Consider the following 16,407-nt stretch of genomic DNA (forward strand, 5'->3'; position numbering starts at 1 on the left):
TTTATAGAGTTTGCGCCGAATTGTCCGCTTGTGTGGTGTGAAAAAGACATTTCCGGACAGTTCCGCACAAAGTTGTGTTGGTTCTGTTTGTGGAGCCCATTAGGATAGCGAGGATTATGACCAGCCCGCGTGTTTTCATCCATGGCCAGATTATTTATTAGCTTCTACATTACTTTGATTGTTGGCGTTTTGGCGTATCAGTACGTCGGCGAATATGGCTCCCAGAAATATGTGCAAGACTGGGTGGCCCTGGATAAAACCAATGATTATCGGGGACTGTTTTATTTGCTGGATGCATTGCATCAGCGAGTGGATGCGCAGACGTTTCAGCAAATCGTTGCAAGTTATCCCGAAACATCCAATGTCCCAGTTGAGATAGGCGATATAAACGCGTTTGAGTTGACGGCGGATCAAGTGAGCAGATTGCGCGGCGGCCGCGCCTATGTAGAAGACGCCTTTGACGATGTTCTCTATTTCAAACTTTCCGGCGCCGACCTGGTTGCGCGTTTTGGCCCCATGCATACCTACGAACCTCTGATGCAGGCCGTAGCCATATATGAAAAAGCGCTATTTGCGGTGCTGGCGATACTGGTGTTGCTGTGGACAGTGGGCTTGCAAGTCAAACTGAAGCGCCTGGAGTCGGCGGCAATGAAACTGGGGGAAGGGACATTCGCCGCCAGGGTGTCGGAAAAAGGTCGTCATGCCGTGGGGCGATTAAATAAAACGTTTAATCTTATGGCCCGCAAAATCGAAAAACTGGTGGAAGGACACAAGAGTTTGACCAACGCGGTGGCGCATGAGCTGAGAACGCCGATCGCCAGAATCCGGTTTCAACTTGATATGCTCAATGGTGCGGAAGACGCCGAGGAACGCAAAGAGCTGGTGTACGGTATTTCCGATGACGTGAATCAATTGGGGGAGTTGGTGGAGGAGCTGCTCAGCTACGCGCGTTTTGATCGGGAGTCCGCATCTAGGGAAATGTCCCGTCACTCGTTGCACGAGAGCCTTATGGCCGCTATTAAAAACTGTTATTTCGACAAAAAGGTCCAGCTTCATTACGACCCTGACTGGAGCCGATTGTCGCCAGACAAAGATCTTCTCCCTTTTGATCCCAAACATCTGGAGAGAGCTGTTGGTAATCTGATTACCAACGCCCAGAAATATGCGACTTCGCAGGTTCAACTGCACGTTGCAGTAAGTGGGGACGACTGCTCCATCATCGTAGACGACGACGGCCCCGGCATTCCTGACGCGGATCGGGAGCGGGTGTTTGAGCCGTTTCGTCGACTTGACGACAGCCGCACCCGCGCCACTGGCGGGCATGGTTTGGGGTTGGCTATCGTCGAGAAAATCGCTCACTGGCACGAAGGGGAAGTGCGAGTCGAGCGCGCGCCGATTGGCGGCGCACGTCTGATATTCTCATGGTCTGCGCGGCGACGAGCCCCTGGAGACAGGGTCTGACATGTGCAGGCCCTGGCTGCCTGATTAATAATTGGGAGCACACAGGAGAATAACAGTGGAGGAGAATAAATAGGCGTTCGCCTGGATGGCGAGAGAAGCTATGATTAGAATACGACTCTTTGACGCCACTTAAGGCATCCGTCGATATTCAATTCAGAGCCAACCAGATGCCCCGAGTTCTCCTCGTAGAGGATGATGAAAAACTATCATCGCTTATCTGTAAATATTTGCAGCAAAACGGTTTCGAAACGGAAGTGGTTTGCGATGGCGGATTGGCGGTGGACGCTATCCTTGTCTCCCAGCCTGAAATTGTCATTCTCGACTTGATGTTGCCGGGGAAGGACGGCCTGACCATCTGTCGTGAAATTCGCGCGCATTACCATGGACGCATTTTATTTCTGACCGCCAGTGAAGACGACATGGATCACGTCGCGGGTGTGGAGTTAGGCGCGGACGATTATGTGGTCAAGCCTATTCAGGCTCGGGTACTGCTGGCCCGTGTTCGCATGCTGCTGAGAAGGTCTGACAGTGCTGTGACTACAGAGCCTAACGAGCGTCTGTATACCAGTCATGGCTCCACATTGTCTTTTGGAGAGTTGGCGCTGCATCAGCCAAGGCGCGCAGTGACTCTGGCCGGTGAGTCTGTCCCTCTTACCACCAGTGAGTTTGATCTGTTATGGCTACTTGCCAGTCGCGCCGAAGAAGTGCTTTCCCGCGATTATATCTATAAGAACCTGAAGGGTATTGAGTACGACGGGCTGGATCGCGCTATCGACAGCAAGATCGCGAGCCTGCGTAAAAAACTGGGGGACAATGCATCGCTATCAACGCGGATCATTACTGTGAGAGGGCAGGGGTATTTATTTGTGCCGGATAGTTGGGGCTAATCACTGAAGCGCTTCGCAAAAAACACTTCCTTAATGCTTTCCCCCTGCTGAAATTCACTATTAACATGGCAATAATATTGGGCTGTCGTTGCAGACAAATAGAAGGAAGCTGTTTGCCTGCCTGATTAACTGGAATAGCCATCGGTGTACTGCTGTCTAATACCAATGGCGAGTTTTGTGAGAAACTGTTTTGCATTACTAATCTGCAGCAACATCAAACAAGCCATAGAGTTGATTAGGAGACCCGTAGTGAAAGATATCATCGAAGGCTTTCTGAAGTTCCAGCGCGAAGCATTTCCTGAGCGTAAGGAGTTGTTCAAAGATCTCGCCACTCAGCAGCAGCCACGCACTCTGTTTATTTCCTGCTCTGACAGTCGTCTGGTGCCGGAACTGGTCACTCAGAGAGAGCCAGGGGACCTCTTTGTCATCCGTAATGCGGGCAATATTGTGCCTCCGTATGGGCCGGAACCCGGTGGGGTGTCGGCTTCGGTGGAATACGCCGTGGCGGCGTTGCGTGTGGCGGACATCGTTGTGTGTGGTCACTCCAACTGCGGCGCTATGACCGCCGTCGCCACTTGTCAGTGCATCGATCACATGCCTGCAGTGGCTCACTGGCTGCGCTATGCGGACTCTGCCAAAGTTGTGAATCAGGCGCGTAAGCACGCCGATGAACGGGCGAAGATTGAAGATATGGTGCGGGAGAATGTCATCGCCCAGCTGGCGAATTTGCAAACGCATCCGTCTGTGCGTCTGGCGTTGCAAGAAGGCCGTCTCACCATGCACGGGTGGTTTTATGACATTGAGTCGGGCGGCATTGACGCTTACGACGGCTCCAGACATGCATTCGTGCCTCTGGCGGAACATCCTGAAGCGCGGGCGATTTCTGGGAAGTTGTCGCATGTGGTCTGATTTGTTCGAATAATTCTAATACGGCGTCATCGTAGCTCAGGTTCTGGGCTTCGAGACGCCTGACTCTATACGGCGCTGGTCGTTGTTACGAAGCTCCGCTTGTTTCGACGCTTTTAAGCTGGATACTAATTCCGGCGAGTTTCCATCCCAGTCCTTCATACACATAATGCAGCGTAAAGGCCACTCTCGTTGGTTGAGTGGGATAATAACCCTCGATGACCATAAACCCATTCTCTGCGATCTCAGCTTCGCCATTGAAAATGGGCGAAGAGCGAGAGAGAACCGTCAGCTTCAGATCCAGATTAAAAAACTCCTCGAAGATACTGTTCGTTTCCTCAACGGTTGACTGGCTTCTCCATAGATTGGACGAGCTGTTGTATAACTCCTCCATCGACTTGTCTTCCACCCCTTGGGCGAAAGTAAGTATGGCGGTATTTACCAGTTTGATCTGGTCTTCTTCACTCGGTATTCGAGGCGCGGAGCCCTTTTGAAAACCTGCACTGGGAATATACAAAGAAAGTATTTTCCACTGATCTTCAGCCTTGATAAGGGTTAGGTTGACGGAAAGGGTCTGACCGCCTTCTCTCTCAACCTCTCCTTCCAGGAACCCGCGTTTGCCGTTGATCCGGCGGGAACTCCAAGTGGCGTCCACGTATTTATCGAAGCCATTCTGGGTGAGATAGCTTTCCAGATCTGTGGGGCTGGTATCGGATTGAAAGTCTTCGGACAGGTAACTGTAGGCTTTGTCGAAATTCTTGTTTTTCGAGGCCAGGAAAAACTCGTCAGCCACAGTGACGATATCGCCGGTAAAATAAAATATAACTGTGAATAACAGGACGACGAGTCCAATCACTGAAGAAAGTATAATCGCCAGCTTGCCCATGTATCCTCCTTTGATTGGGGTGTTTATTGAATTTATGACGCGCGCTGAAAGCGGCCTGAGGAATTATAAAGACCTTTGGTAGAGACAGACATGGCATGGGGGCCGATTGGCGGCATCCTTGTGTAAAGAGGGAGTGACTAACCTTTTTGGCGAGGGATGAATGTACTAGCAGAAGGGAAGTGGGGCGATACTCTTGAGTTAAAGAGGAAGTCGCAGGCTTGAGCGGTTGTGCGACTTCCTGATCCCGGAGCGAGGCTTAAACCGTCATATTCCCAGGTAGTTCGCTACTTCATACATATCTGGAGCCCCTTCTTCAAAACCGAAGTAACAGACATCTTCCTGTTCGCCGGTCTTCTCATTGATGATGCCGATGACGAATTCACATTTGAGGCGTTTGGCGATTTTATACAGGCCGTCCAGTGGATCTTTGAGCTGTTTCTTATTGCGGACGTTCAGGTTGACGCCAATGCGCCAGTCCGATGGATCATCCAGAACCATATCATCGACGTTTTCCGGCTCGGTCTGACGATTATCGACAAAGGTTATTTCCAGGTTGGACTCTTGCACCCAACTTTTAACGGCTGTAGAGACATCTCCGACAATGTCTTCCAAATCTGTTCCATCGACGTAGATGTATAACAACATGCTCGCTCGCCTCTGCTTTTACTAATGCTTTATCTGTAAGAAATAAAATAGCCGAATACGCCCTGTGCGAAATGAAATCGACGCACTGCCAAGCGTGAAAAGCCCCGACTATTGATTTGGGCGGACATTGTAAGCGTCTACGGCCTAACTTTCTAACATTCCATGATTGTAGTAACTGTGGTTACGGGTTTTGCGCCGCGTCGCCGCATACAACTTTGCCTTTGTAACCTGGTCAGATGATCACTACAATGCGGCGCGCGACATTAAATGCCGTTTCGAAGCTTATAAGAGCGGCCTTTCCAGAAGCTCCTTGCAAAGCGAGTTGGCAGGGGCTATTGACGAACATTGAACAGAATAAGCAGTGGAGAACAATAAGATGAAAATCGGGGTTGTGGGATTCAGCAAGCGCTGGTTTGATCAGCAGGCGGCCAGTGAAATTCTTGAGCGCGCCATTAAATCCTGGGTGAAAGAAGCGGATAAAGGTCACGTAGAAATTGTCAGCGGTCTCACCAACGCCGGCGTGCCGAAGCTGGCCTATGAACTGGCGGTGCGTATGGGGATTACGACCGTCGGCATATCCGCCAGAAGGGCGCTGAAGGTGCGCAGCGGCATTTTTCCTTGCGACAAACAGATTCTCGTCGGTCTGGACTTTGGAGACGAATCCGAAGCTTTCATCGATTACATTGATTGTCTGATCCGCGTTGGCGGCGGTCCTCAGAGCCGTAAAGAGGTCGAGCTGTTCAAAGAACGCAAAGGCTTTTCCGAAGAGGAGCTGTCTTCCCATCTATACGAAGAAGAAGTGGAGTGGTTCGGCAAAGACTGACACTTGCTCGCCCCCTCAAGAGTAAACACGCAACTTTTCGAATTTTGCAGCCACTCACAAAATATGGCGCGATTGTTATACAGTTGCGCTATTTTTTGAAGTAATATTGAAAACGTTTTCATTGTGTGAAGCTGTCACGGCATAGTTGCCGCGTTCCGCATAAAACGACGCCAAGGCCATTTTACCTTTTGCGTCGGGCGAACCTGAGGGAGTGAAGGGCGTACTGGCGCGAGGCCTTGAAACTCAATTATGACAATAAGGATATCGCTATGCGTAAAAAGAGGTTTTTCACGTCGTCATTCGCCGCCTTGTGTTTGTTCTGCGCGGCTGTACAAGGTCAACCCCTGACAGCCCATGAGGAATATCTGCAATTCGCCCAAAACGAGGAGGGAGAAATCCAACTCGATGACGGGCGCACCTTGTTTTACACCGTCAAGTCGCGTTCGAAGGTTAATGGCGTCGAGGTTATTCGCGCACAGGTGGATGATCCTGCTCTGGCTGAATTCATGGACTACAGCAGTTTTATCATCACTTTGGACCACGACAGCCAGGAAATGTCCGGCTATCTGGAAACGGGCTCAGGTCAATTTCGCTTGCAGTCGTCTTCGGGTGGAAGTGAAAACGTTTTCTGGCGAAAAATTAAACCACCAAAAATGGACGACCATATTCTGAATAACCCGAATACGAGTTTTATGGGGCGCTTCAACCGGGAGGCGGTGGGCGAGAAAGACGCTTCCGGGCGTTATGTCATTGACGTGTTTATCGGTTTTTCCGAACAGGCGGCGCAGGATGTAGGCAATATCAACACCGAAGCGCAGATGTACGTGGAGACGGTGAACGAAGCGCTTAATAACAGCCAGGTAGAGGGGGTATATCTGCGTTTGGTGGGAGTGGGCGTGTCGCCCCATAACCCGGGGGTGGTGACTTCTGTCTTACAGGACGGCAAAGAGTGGTTTAAGGACGATATTGCGCGTTACGCGCCGGATCTTATCGGGCTGGTGCAACGGCCGACGGATGCGCCTGGAAGCGCCGGAGGCTGGGGCTATGTGCCCGGAGATATTGTGGTGATTGGGGCTCCCTGGCCCGGCGCATACCGCCATGAAGTCGGCCATAATGTGGGCGGGATGCACTGCAAATCCGAAGGCGATACGGGTTATAACTACGGCTTTAGCGTCAGGCAAGGAAGAGGGACCGCGCAATGCGGCAATGATCTGAGCTACTACTCATCGCCGCTGGTGATGGACGACGAGGGCAATGTGCTCGGGACAACGCACTCCCAGGATATGGCGCGTTTGTGGCGTGAGCGCTCGGCGGCGATGTCCGCGAATCGCATCCATAAAGTGCCGTTCCCGGGCGAGGGCGGCGACCGATACCGAATACAGAACTATTGGCGCGCCGATCAGTTTTTGCATATGGAAAATGGCGGTCTGGAAAGCGGAACCGTTGAACAAGGATGGTGGAGCGCCCAGTGGGATTTCAAACCGGTTGTGGAGGACGGCTATGTGCGAATCTGTAACCGCTGGCGCGCGCAGGCCTGTCTGAATATTGAAGATGGCGGTTTGCAGGCGGGCGCCATTGAGAGCGGCTGGCATAGCGCGCAGTGGAAGCTGGAGCCGGTGGAAGGGCAGAATGACTTGGTGCGCATCCGCAACCGCTGGCGACCGGACCAGTATCTGCATCTTGAAAACGGGACGCCCGAGGCGGGGCGGATTCAAGCTGGCTGGTTCAGCGCACGCTGGAAACTGACCTCTGCTGATTAATCCATACAACGCCGTTTGCTTTGGTGGACGGCGTTTTTACTTGACCCCTCATTGCGCGGAAGCGTCGCTTGCGTTAATTTGCTTCGTCTCGCGAGCCATCTTCGTCAAAAATCTGTAACGGAAAATGAGTTGTCCGCTATTGCGGTCATCCGTCAGACTGCGTTTATGGAGATGGTTGTGAGCGCCGCAAAAATAATTGACGACGGGCCTGTACAAACGTGGAAGTGATTAAGTTTTATAGCGTAAATGATGAATTTGGAGAGTTTTCCAATTTCGCCCAATACCCGATCAAGCTCAAAGGAAAGGTGTGGCCAAGCAGCGAGCATTACTTTCAGGCCATGAAGTTTGAGGAAGAAAAGGACCGCAGCGACATCCGCAAGGCCAAATCTCCCCTGGAAGCGGCGCGTAAAGGCCGCGACCGCAAAAGAAAACTGCGCAATGACTGGGAGTCGATCAAGCTCAACATCATGCGCGAAGCCATTCTCGCCAAATTTACCCAACACGAAGCCCTGAAAGAACGCCTGCTCAGCACGGGCTCCGCCAAAATCGTCGAACACACGGACAACGATGGCTACTGGGGCGATGGCGGCGATGGAAGTGGGCAGAACATGCTGGGGCGCATTCTGGAAGAGGTGAGGGCGCAGCTCAGTCAAGACTGAGCTTTCGCCTCTGGACGACATCTAGAGAATCCTAGTCCACACTCGTCTAGAAAAAGACTTATTCGTACGCTCTTTCTGCAGCCAAGGAATTCCGATGAAGCAAATACAGCTGTCTCCAGATAACGCAACGCCATTTTTGGTGATGGCGGCGTTGTCGGCGGTGTTTATGGGGACGATCGGCGTTATCGCCAAATATGCGCAATTGAGTGCGGAAACCGTGACTTTTTATCGGTTGTTTTTTGGCGCGGCGATGATGCTGGGGTATTTGCTGGTGATTCGTAAGGCGAGTCTGTTGTGGTGCTGGCCTTCCTGGCGGGTGCTGATCAATGGCGGCTTTCTGGCGGGGTTTATCGTGTTTTATATCCAGGCCATGGAGCACACCAGCATGGCCAATGCGATTATGACCATCTATTTGGCTCCGGTGGTCGCTTCTGTTTTCGCCCACCTGTTCTTGTCGGAGAAGCTTAGCGCCAGTGCGATGGGGTTGATTCTGACCGCGTTGTTCGGCTTTGCGATGATGATGGAGTTTCGTCTTGAGTTTGGCGGCTCGCGGGACGCTTTGGGCATGACCTACGCCGGGCTGGCCATGCTGTGCTACGCGGGTTTTATTGTTATCAATCGCGCCACGCCTGCGCATGTGCACGTTTACGCCAGAAGCTGGTATCAGATGCTGATTGGCGCGCTGTGTATGGCGCCGTTGATGCTGCAGCAACAGCAAGTGATTGCGCCAGCGCAGTGGGGCTGGCTGTTGGCGGCGGGGTTGATCCCCGGTTTCCTCGCTATCCTGTTTGCAGTGATCGCATTGCGTGAACTGCCTTCCGCTACCTTCGGCACATTGGCCTATTTAGAGCCCATTGCTGTGGTGACATTCGGCTGGGCCTTGTTTGATCAGGCGCTCAGCCCCCTGCAAATAGCCGGCTGCGGCCTGATCATGTGCTCTGGTATCGCCCAGGCGGTTCTGACGCAACGACGGAACGCCGCAATATCGGGGCAAGTCTGTTCCGTCGCTCAGGGTTGACGGTTTTATTAATCCGGCAGGCAAATAGCTTCCTTCTATTTGCCTGCCGGATTAATAAACGTATGTCGTTTTAAATGCTAGGTTGCCGGCTTGACTCATCGGCGCGACCAGGAACATTAACATGCTCACCACGCTCTCCATCAACAACTACCGCTCCATACTGCAATTGACCATGCCTCTGGGTTCACTGAATGTGATCACGGGACCTAACGGCAGCGGCAAGTCCAATTTGTACCGGGCCCTGCGCTTGTTGGCGGAGACTGCGCAAGGCGGGGTGGTTAACTCTTTGGCCGGAGAGGGCGGGCTGGGGTCTACGTTCTGGGCCGGGCCGGAGAAAATCAGCCGTCGGATGCGCACTGGCGAGATACCTGTGCAGGGCGGCCCGCGTCGTGATGCGGTGCGATTGCGGCTCGGCTTCTCCAGTGAGGATTTCGGCTACGCTATATCGCTCGGGCTGCCCAAGCCTTCGCCGTCTGCATTCGCCTTGGACCCGGAGATCAAACGAGAGTGCATTTGGGCAGGGCCGTTTTATCGTCCCGCCGGGCTGCTGGTGGACCGGGACGGGCCGATGGTGAGAGTCCGCGACGGGCGCAGTTGGAACGTGGCGGCGCAGAATCTCAGCCTTTTCACCAGTATGTTTGATCAGTTGGCTGACCCTGGCGCTGCGCCGGAGGTTTTTCGGGTGCGTGAGACTATTCGCAACTGGCGTTTCTATGATCACTTCCGTACCGATCGCGATGCGCCCGCTCGCAAACCTCAGTTGGGTACACGCACGCCGGTGTTGCACCATGATGGGCGCGACTTGGCGGCGGCGGTGCAGACCATTCGTGAAATCGGCGACAGCGAAGCGCTCGACGCCGCCATTAGCGACGCCTTCCCCGGCGCAAGGCTGGATGTAAGGTTGCACGAAGACGGCCGCTTCTCGTTGATGTTTTACCAGGAAGGACTGCTCAGGCCTCTGACCGGCGCGGAGCTATCCGACGGCACCTTACGCTATATCCTATGGGTGGCGGCGCTACTGACTCCGCGCGCGCCATCACTGATGGTGCTGAACGAGCCGGAAACCAGCTTGCATCCTGACTTATTGCCGGCCTTGGCGCGCTTGATTTTGCGCGCCTCGGAGCATTCCCAGGTCTGGGTGGTGTCACACGCCTCCCGTCTCGTCGCCGCGCTCAATGAACACCCGGAATGCAATGCAGTACAACTGGAAAAGCCCCTGGGCCAAACGGAAATCATCGGACAAGGCATACTGGACACGCCGGCCTGGCATTGGGCGGATAAGTAGAGATTGTTGAGTCGGAAAGAGCGGTTCTAAAGGTGAATGAGAACAATAGGCAGGTGAGGAAAGTGGCGACCCTAATCTTTGAATAGGTTAGAAGGAAGGACCGCCATAGCCTCGTTGCGCAGGATAACATTGGCCCGGCCATGGCGTCCACCAAGTGGTAAGACTCGGTTGCAGCCATGTTGATGGTCTGGATTTATCTTCTATCAGCACCTAAAGTGTGGGGCTGTTCTCATCCACTTTACAGCCCCCGTTATGACACCCAAAACGCCTGCGCCAACGATTCCCCATCTATCTATTCAAGAAGTCGCCATCCGTAAAAAGCAGGCGCTGTATTTCAGCTCTGAAGCCGTCGGTTCATCCACTGCGCCAGCTGATCAGGCGGCGCAGTTGCAGGTGGAAGGCATGTGTCTGGGGTTCGTGTTCAGCGATAACGCCTTACAGGCTTTGGCTGCCGGGCCAGAGCGGCGTGAAGAAGTCTTCCTCATTCTGCAAAAATTGGTCGGGGCGGATAAAGTCTGGCGGCCCATGTATCCTAACTTCCCTTCTCAAGTGTTCAACGCATCAGATTGCGAGCTGCTGTTTAACGCGCTGGCGCATTATCGGACACATGGTCAGTGGCTGCCTGAGTATGTCGTCAATGAGCGCATGCCGGTCTTTGAAAAGGTGAAGCTCAAACCGATTGGACTGCTTGCGGGCGATGCGTTATTGAGGCTGTTTCATGATTTATTGGCCGCCAATGGCTCCTTGGCGCCGATTGATAAAGCCTGTCTCCGCACCTTGTTGGAATACTTCGACGAGTCACTATTGTTATCGCAAGTTCCTGACAAAATCCCGTTCAAAGAAACACTATGCCAGCTGGCGGCGGATGCCTATGCACTGGATAAAAGGACTTTGGCGTCAATCGGCGTCAGCAACGCGACGGACGTGCTGCGAATCGCCACGCACTTGTCCGGGGGAGATATTTCCCTGGCGACCAACACACGGTTCAAGCTGAGCAAAGTGCAACGGAAATGGCTGGTCGGGCTGCTGGAGCCGGTCGTTAACGAGGCGGACCTTAGACGACACAAGGGGAAATGGAAACGGCTTTTTCACTGCCTGCATATAGGAACATTCGCCTCGGCGCCTAAAACCAATGCTCTGGCGGCGCGTTTAAGGGAAGACCAACTGCAGGGTGATAACCGACAAGTCGAAGCTGCGCTGGATGCGGGAGAAGCGAATATATTGGTGCGCTTGCTGAGTCGCAGACCAGGGGAGTTCGCGCGTAGACTGGATCATATGCTCAGGCGCTTTTCCCTTGATATCGCCAAGGGCACTCTCGAGGCGTTCCTGGAAAAGATCGATGCAGTGGATACCCGGGTTTTAGTCCAACTATTGGGTCACTTTGCTTATCGCCTGCGAGTGCGCGATGACGGCTCCGAACATGGAGAGATGGGACCAGAGCGGGCGCGGATATTTTTACCTAAAGGGCAAATCGCCAAAGCCAAGGTATTGCACGCCGCCGTTCCTGAAATTGATGGGGCATTATTGCAGAGGCTTCAGAACGCCATTCGTGACGAACTTACAAAGCGCTTCGCCAAGTTGCCTCCCTTGGGCAAAGTCTGGATTGACCCCGCGCTTAGGAACTGTCCGACTCCACTGCAAATGCGCAACGCCTCGGAAGGCCTGAAAATAGTTCCCCGTGGCGCCCGATTGGAAATGGGAGATAAAAACACGCTGCGTTTCTTCCTGCATTGGGTGGGGCATGACTTGGACTTGTCCGCCAGCTTTCTGACGGAAGACCTGAAATACCATTCTTCCATCGCCTATTACGCGTTACGCGGCAAGGCAGCCGAGGTCGGATATCGCGCTGCGCACAGCGGGGATATCGTAGAAGCGCCCGGGCCTGACGGCGCCTGCGAATTTATCGACATTGATCTGGGCTCCATCAGTGATCCGTCTATTCGGTACATCGGCATGGACGTGCGCGTGTTCAGCGGCCCTTCGCTCCTTCAACAGAACGCCAACGCCGGTTGGATGATGCGGGAGGGAGTGGGTGAGGGTGGAAAGGTGTTTGACGCCACGACTGTAGAGCAACGCATCGCTATCAGCGCGGCGACGCGCACCTGTCTGGCGGCGTTTTTTGATATCAAGCAACGAGAGGTAATCTGGCTGGATTTGGTCGGCTCTTCTGAAAGTCTGCATCGTGGCAACAATGTGGTAAGTAACACCAGCAACATAGAGCAAATGCTGATGGCGGCGTTGAATTTTCGGCAGCTGTCTTTGTATGAGCTGCTGTCCCTGCATGTTCAGGCCCGGGGGGATATGCACCCCGACGCTGAAGGCGCTGATACGGTTTTCAGGCGGGATATGGTTTTTCAGTATGAGCAGATTCTGGCGCACTTTCTCCAGTAAATTCAACGGGTGTATCCATAAGCATAAAAGCCGCTGTGAAGCGGTTCAGTCTTATTTCCTCACATTTGAAATGTGACTTTTTCCACTGTGCTTTTTCTTCGGCGGCGTTAATTTGGAAATAACGACGGAGTTTTCCGTTGCGCCAATAACAACCGCTCACAATGAAACGGTGGAGAGTCATCATGGGACAACCCTGGGAAGATCGATTATTGCAGGTGGATATGCGGCGCGTGGATTATCCCAACGCGCTATGGTCGCCGGCGGCGAATTTCAGGATACCGCCGGGGCGGCGGGACATTCGCTACATTATTATCCATATTACTGGCGGGCCTGCGCTGACTGAACGCAACGCCCTGAATACCTTTCGGGCGGGCCCCGCCAGCGCCCACTATATCGTTAACCGGGAAGGGCGAGTGGTGCAGACGGTGAGGGAGGCGCACATCGCCAATCACGTCGATAACATTCATTCCCAAACCAATCGGGAAAGTATTGGCATCGAGCACGTGAATCCCTGGGACCCCAACCCGCGCACTTATCCCACGGATGCGCAATACATGGCGTCCGCGCGGCTGGTGGCCTGGCTATGTCATCGCTATGGCATTCCCGTGCGACATGAAACCGCACCGCACACCGCCGGCATCCGCGGCCATATTGAAGAGGCGCCGCATTCCGGTCATCGCACTTGTCCCAACCCCGCCTGGAACTGGGACTTATATATCGACCTGGTGCGCAGCATACGCGTAGAAACCTTTGATGAGATGATTCGCGCACTGGTCCGCTAGCTGTCTCTATATCTCCCTTTTGTTCGCCTGATTAATAATTGTGGTCTGTGCTAATATCAAAACACGATGTTGGCCTGACGAAGGGAATAACGATTACAAATATGGCGACAGTCACTTTCACTAATAACCTCAAGCGTTACCTGTCCTGTCCGCCCCGCGACGTTCAAGCGGGAACGGTGGCGGAGGCCTTGCAAAGGGTATTCGCGGATAACGCGCGGCTGGCGGGTTATATCCTCGATGATCAGGATAGGTTGCGTAAAAACATAGCGATTTTTGTGGATGGACAGATGATCCGGGACCGACTTCATCTGACCGACGCGTTACAGCCAGATTCCGAAGTACATGTGCTGCAGGCGCTCTCCGGCGGATGATGGCGGCTCCAATCCTTCAATCTGATGGGAGCAGCGGCGATGAAGCAAAAACTACGTATCGGAACGCGTAAAGGCTTGTTTGTATACGAGCGCACGGGAAAGGGGCAATGGCGCTGCGGGGAGCCGGATTTTCTGGGCGACCCGGTGTCCATGGTGTTGCGGGACCCGCGTAACGGCAATAAGTACACGGCGCTTAATCTGGGTCACTTTGGCGTGAAGTTGCACAGAGCGGAGTCCGGTTCGCGTGAGTGGACGGAAATCGAGGCTCCCAAATTTCCTAAAAGCGGCGATGAGGACGGCCCTGCGGTGGAGCTGATCTGGGAATTGGTTCCTGGCGGCGCGGATCAGCCGGATACGCTGTGGGCGGGAACCATTCCCGGCGGCTTGTTCAAATCCACGGACCGGGGGGAAAGCTGGTCGCTGATTGAGTCTCTCTGGAGTCGGCCGGAGCGGGAGAACTGGTTCGGCGGCGGTTATGACAAACCCGGTATTCACTCCATTTGCGTGCACCCCAATAACACGCGGTGCGTGCGGCTGGCGATCTCTTGCGGCGGCGTATGGGAAAGTCAGGACGCTGGCGACACCTGGATCCAGACCGGGCAGGGGCTGCGCGCCGCCTTTCTGCCGCCGGACCAAGCCTACAATCCGGTGTCTCAGGACCCTCATCGCATGGTCAGTTGTCCCGCATCGCCAGACCATATGTGGATTCAGCACCATAATGGCGTCTTTCGGTCCGATGATGGCGGACATAGCTGGACGGAACTTACTGGTGTTTTACCCTCTGTGTTCGGCTTTGCTGTGGCGGTGCATCCACAGGACCCAAACACGGCCTGGTTTGCTCCGGCTATAAAGGATGAGCGCCGTGTGCCAGTCGATGGCAAGCTGATCATCAACCGCACGCGTGACGGGGGTAAGAGCTTCACGGCGCTCTGCGATGGACTGCCGCAAGGCCCTGCCTATGATCTGACCTATCGTCATTCATTAGATGTGGACGACAGCGGCGACGTACTGGCGTTTGGCTCCACCACCGGCGGGCTTTGGGTGAGTGAGGATCAGGGCGACCACTGGCAGTGCTTGAGCGCGCATCTGCCTCCAATTTATGTCGTACGCTTCGATAAGCAGTTCTAATCCGCCGTGGCGACTCCTGATCATGGCGGCAGGCGGAATGGGGCGGGATCAGTAGCGGGGCATGTCTGGATCGATCTTGGCGGCCCAGGCGAGGATGCCGCCGCTGAGGTTGTAGACGCGACGGAAGTCGGCATCGCTAAATAGCTGGCGGGCGCCGGCGGAGCGCCCTCCCGATTTGCAATAGAACACCAGCGATTGCTCTTTGCTGAATTCGTACATTCGAGCTGGCAGGTTTTGCAAAGGAATGTGCAGGCTGCCGGCGATGGCGCAAATCTCCCGCTCGTAAGGCTCCCGCACGTCAATCAGCGTCAGCTTCTCACCCTGTTGCAGTCGCGCATGTAGCGCCTCTGGACTGATATCGCCTTCCTGCGCCAAGTTTTTGGGGACGCCGCAAAAGGCGTCGTAATCAATCAACGCCGTAATGCTGGGCCGGTCGCCGCACACGGGACACTCTGGGTCACGGCGCAAACGAAATTCGTCAAATGTCATGCTCAGTGCATTGTATTGCAGCAGACGGCCACTTAACGTGTCGCCCATGCCCGTGAGAATCTTGATGGCTTCCGTCGCCTGTATGCCAGCGATCATGGCGGGTAAAACGCCCAGCACGCCACCCTCTGCGCAGGAAGGAACCATGCCCGGCGGAGGCGGTTCCGGAAACAGGCAGCGATAGCAAGGGCCGTCATCATGATGAAACACACTGGCTTGTCCTTCGAACTGAAAGATGCTGCCATACACATTGGGTTTGCCGGTGAGCACGCAGGCATCGTTGGTCAGGTATCGAGTGGGGAAGTTGTCCGAGCCATCGATCACCAAGTCATAGCCACTGACCAGCCCCAGGGCGTTTTCCGAAGACAACGTCGTCGCATAGGGGCGGATGTCCACATGCGGGTTCAGCGCGTTCAGTCGAGCGGCGGCGCGCTCCGCCTTAGGGTGGCCGATATCATCCACGGTGTACAGCACTTGCCGCTGCAGATTACTTTCCTCCACCACGTCGCCGTCCACAATCCCCAATACACCCACACCCGCCGCCGCTAAATACAATCCCAGAGGAGATCCCAATCCGCCGGCGCCCACGATCAAAACACGCGAAGCTCGCAGTCTCTCCTGACCTGAGTGTCCAAACTCCGGCAGGCTGAGGTGACGGCTGTAGCGGCTGAGTTCGGCTGAGGTAAGCATGTTGTGTCCTTCTTGGTGTATAAGACGACGTGAAGTCTTTATTCATTCTAGGCTGGGACAGGAATGAAGCCAACGACAGGGCTGTCCCTGTCTCCCGCGGCTAGCCGCCGCGCAGGCGCATTCATGCGCCTGATTTTCAACATGCCAATATCATCGCCATGTTATTAGGTATGTGTGATTAAGTGTCACGAGTAATGTTTGGATGTCATATTTCTGATACAAAATAATC

Annotated in this window: 15 protein-coding genes; 12 read left to right on the forward strand and 3 right to left on the reverse strand. The window is 54.1% G+C overall.

What is annotated here, in order from left to right; genetic code table 11:
• The first annotated feature begins 141 nt into the window (after positions 1 to 141).
• The 3 genes from AC2IBB_RS13510 (at position 142) to AC2IBB_RS13520 (ending at position 3,257) form a co-directional block, all read left to right on the forward strand.
• A complete protein-coding gene (locus AC2IBB_RS13510) occupies positions 142 to 1,461 on the forward strand; it encodes an ATP-binding protein (RefSeq protein WP_486333357.1) in 1,320 nt (439 codons plus the stop codon).
• Positions 1,462 to 1,628: 167 nt separating this feature from the next.
• Positions 1,629 to 2,348: a response regulator gene (locus tag AC2IBB_RS13515; protein WP_486333358.1), complete on the forward strand. Its 720-nt coding sequence runs from the start codon at positions 1,629 to 1,631 to the stop codon at positions 2,346 to 2,348.
• Between the two features lie 249 nt (positions 2,349 to 2,597).
• Positions 2,598 to 3,257, forward strand: a complete 660-nt coding sequence (locus AC2IBB_RS13520) for a carbonic anhydrase (protein ID WP_486333359.1) — start codon at positions 2,598 to 2,600, stop codon at positions 3,255 to 3,257.
• An 85-nt stretch (positions 3,258 to 3,342) separates the two neighbouring features.
• Here the strand turns inward: AC2IBB_RS13520 and AC2IBB_RS13525 are convergent, their stop codons facing one another.
• Positions 3,343 to 4,140 carry a hypothetical protein gene (locus AC2IBB_RS13525; RefSeq protein ID WP_486333360.1) on the reverse strand — a complete coding sequence of 266 codons (798 nt, stop codon included), beginning with the start codon at positions 4,138 to 4,140 and terminating at the stop codon, positions 3,343 to 3,345.
• Between the two features lie 264 nt (positions 4,141 to 4,404).
• Entirely contained in the window at positions 4,405 to 4,785 is a 381-nt protein-coding gene (locus AC2IBB_RS13530; protein WP_486333361.1) for a hypothetical protein, read from the reverse strand.
• A 376-nt stretch (positions 4,786 to 5,161) separates the two neighbouring features.
• On the opposite strand from AC2IBB_RS13530, the gene AC2IBB_RS13535 reads away from it, so the two are divergent.
• The 9 genes from AC2IBB_RS13535 to AC2IBB_RS13575 all read left to right on the forward strand — a co-directional run bounded on the left by AC2IBB_RS13535 (position 5,162) and on the right by AC2IBB_RS13575 (position 15,002).
• Complete coding sequence (locus AC2IBB_RS13535) at positions 5,162 to 5,608, forward strand: hypothetical protein (RefSeq protein WP_486333362.1); 447 nt, start codon at positions 5,162 to 5,164, stop codon at positions 5,606 to 5,608.
• A gap of 269 nt (positions 5,609 to 5,877) precedes the next feature.
• On the forward strand, positions 5,878 to 7,368 hold the full coding sequence (locus AC2IBB_RS13540) for an RICIN domain-containing protein (protein ID WP_486333363.1): 1,491 nt from the start codon (positions 5,878 to 5,880) through the stop codon (positions 7,366 to 7,368).
• 218 nt (positions 7,369 to 7,586) lie between these two features.
• Positions 7,587 to 8,027 (forward strand): riboflavin biosynthesis intermediates N-glycosidase, encoded by a 441-nt coding sequence (gene ybiA, locus AC2IBB_RS13545; RefSeq protein ID WP_486333364.1) that lies wholly within the window; start codon positions 7,587 to 7,589, stop codon positions 8,025 to 8,027.
• 94 nt (positions 8,028 to 8,121) lie between these two features.
• The gene (locus AC2IBB_RS13550; RefSeq protein ID WP_486333365.1) at positions 8,122 to 9,045 is read left to right on the forward strand and encodes a DMT family transporter; all 924 of its coding nucleotides are present in this window, start codon (positions 8,122 to 8,124) and stop codon (positions 9,043 to 9,045) included.
• A 121-nt stretch (positions 9,046 to 9,166) separates the two neighbouring features.
• Positions 9,167 to 10,330 carry an AAA family ATPase gene (locus AC2IBB_RS13555; RefSeq protein WP_486333366.1) on the forward strand — a complete coding sequence of 388 codons (1,164 nt, stop codon included), beginning with the start codon at positions 9,167 to 9,169 and terminating at the stop codon, positions 10,328 to 10,330.
• 252 nt (positions 10,331 to 10,582) lie between these two features.
• Complete coding sequence (locus AC2IBB_RS13560; RefSeq protein ID WP_486333367.1) at positions 10,583 to 12,721, forward strand: TerD family protein; 2,139 nt, start codon at positions 10,583 to 10,585, stop codon at positions 12,719 to 12,721.
• 182 nt (positions 12,722 to 12,903) lie between these two features.
• The gene (locus tag AC2IBB_RS13565) at positions 12,904 to 13,503 is read left to right on the forward strand and encodes an N-acetylmuramoyl-L-alanine amidase (protein WP_486333368.1); all 600 of its coding nucleotides are present in this window, start codon (positions 12,904 to 12,906) and stop codon (positions 13,501 to 13,503) included.
• A 101-nt stretch (positions 13,504 to 13,604) separates the two neighbouring features.
• Positions 13,605 to 13,874, forward strand: a complete 270-nt coding sequence (locus AC2IBB_RS13570) for a MoaD/ThiS family protein (RefSeq protein WP_486333369.1) — start codon at positions 13,605 to 13,607, stop codon at positions 13,872 to 13,874.
• A 39-nt stretch (positions 13,875 to 13,913) separates the two neighbouring features.
• Positions 13,914 to 15,002, forward strand: a complete 1,089-nt coding sequence (locus tag AC2IBB_RS13575) for a WD40/YVTN/BNR-like repeat-containing protein (protein WP_486333370.1) — start codon at positions 13,914 to 13,916, stop codon at positions 15,000 to 15,002.
• Positions 15,003 to 15,050: 48 nt separating this feature from the next.
• Here the strand turns inward: AC2IBB_RS13575 and moeB are convergent, their stop codons facing one another.
• Positions 15,051 to 16,178 carry a molybdopterin-synthase adenylyltransferase MoeB gene (moeB, locus tag AC2IBB_RS13580; RefSeq protein WP_486333371.1) on the reverse strand — a complete coding sequence of 376 codons (1,128 nt, stop codon included), beginning with the start codon at positions 16,176 to 16,178 and terminating at the stop codon, positions 15,051 to 15,053.
• Positions 16,179 to 16,407: the final 229 nt, after the last annotated feature.

The organism is Hahella sp. NS-SX17, assembly GCF_057367735.1.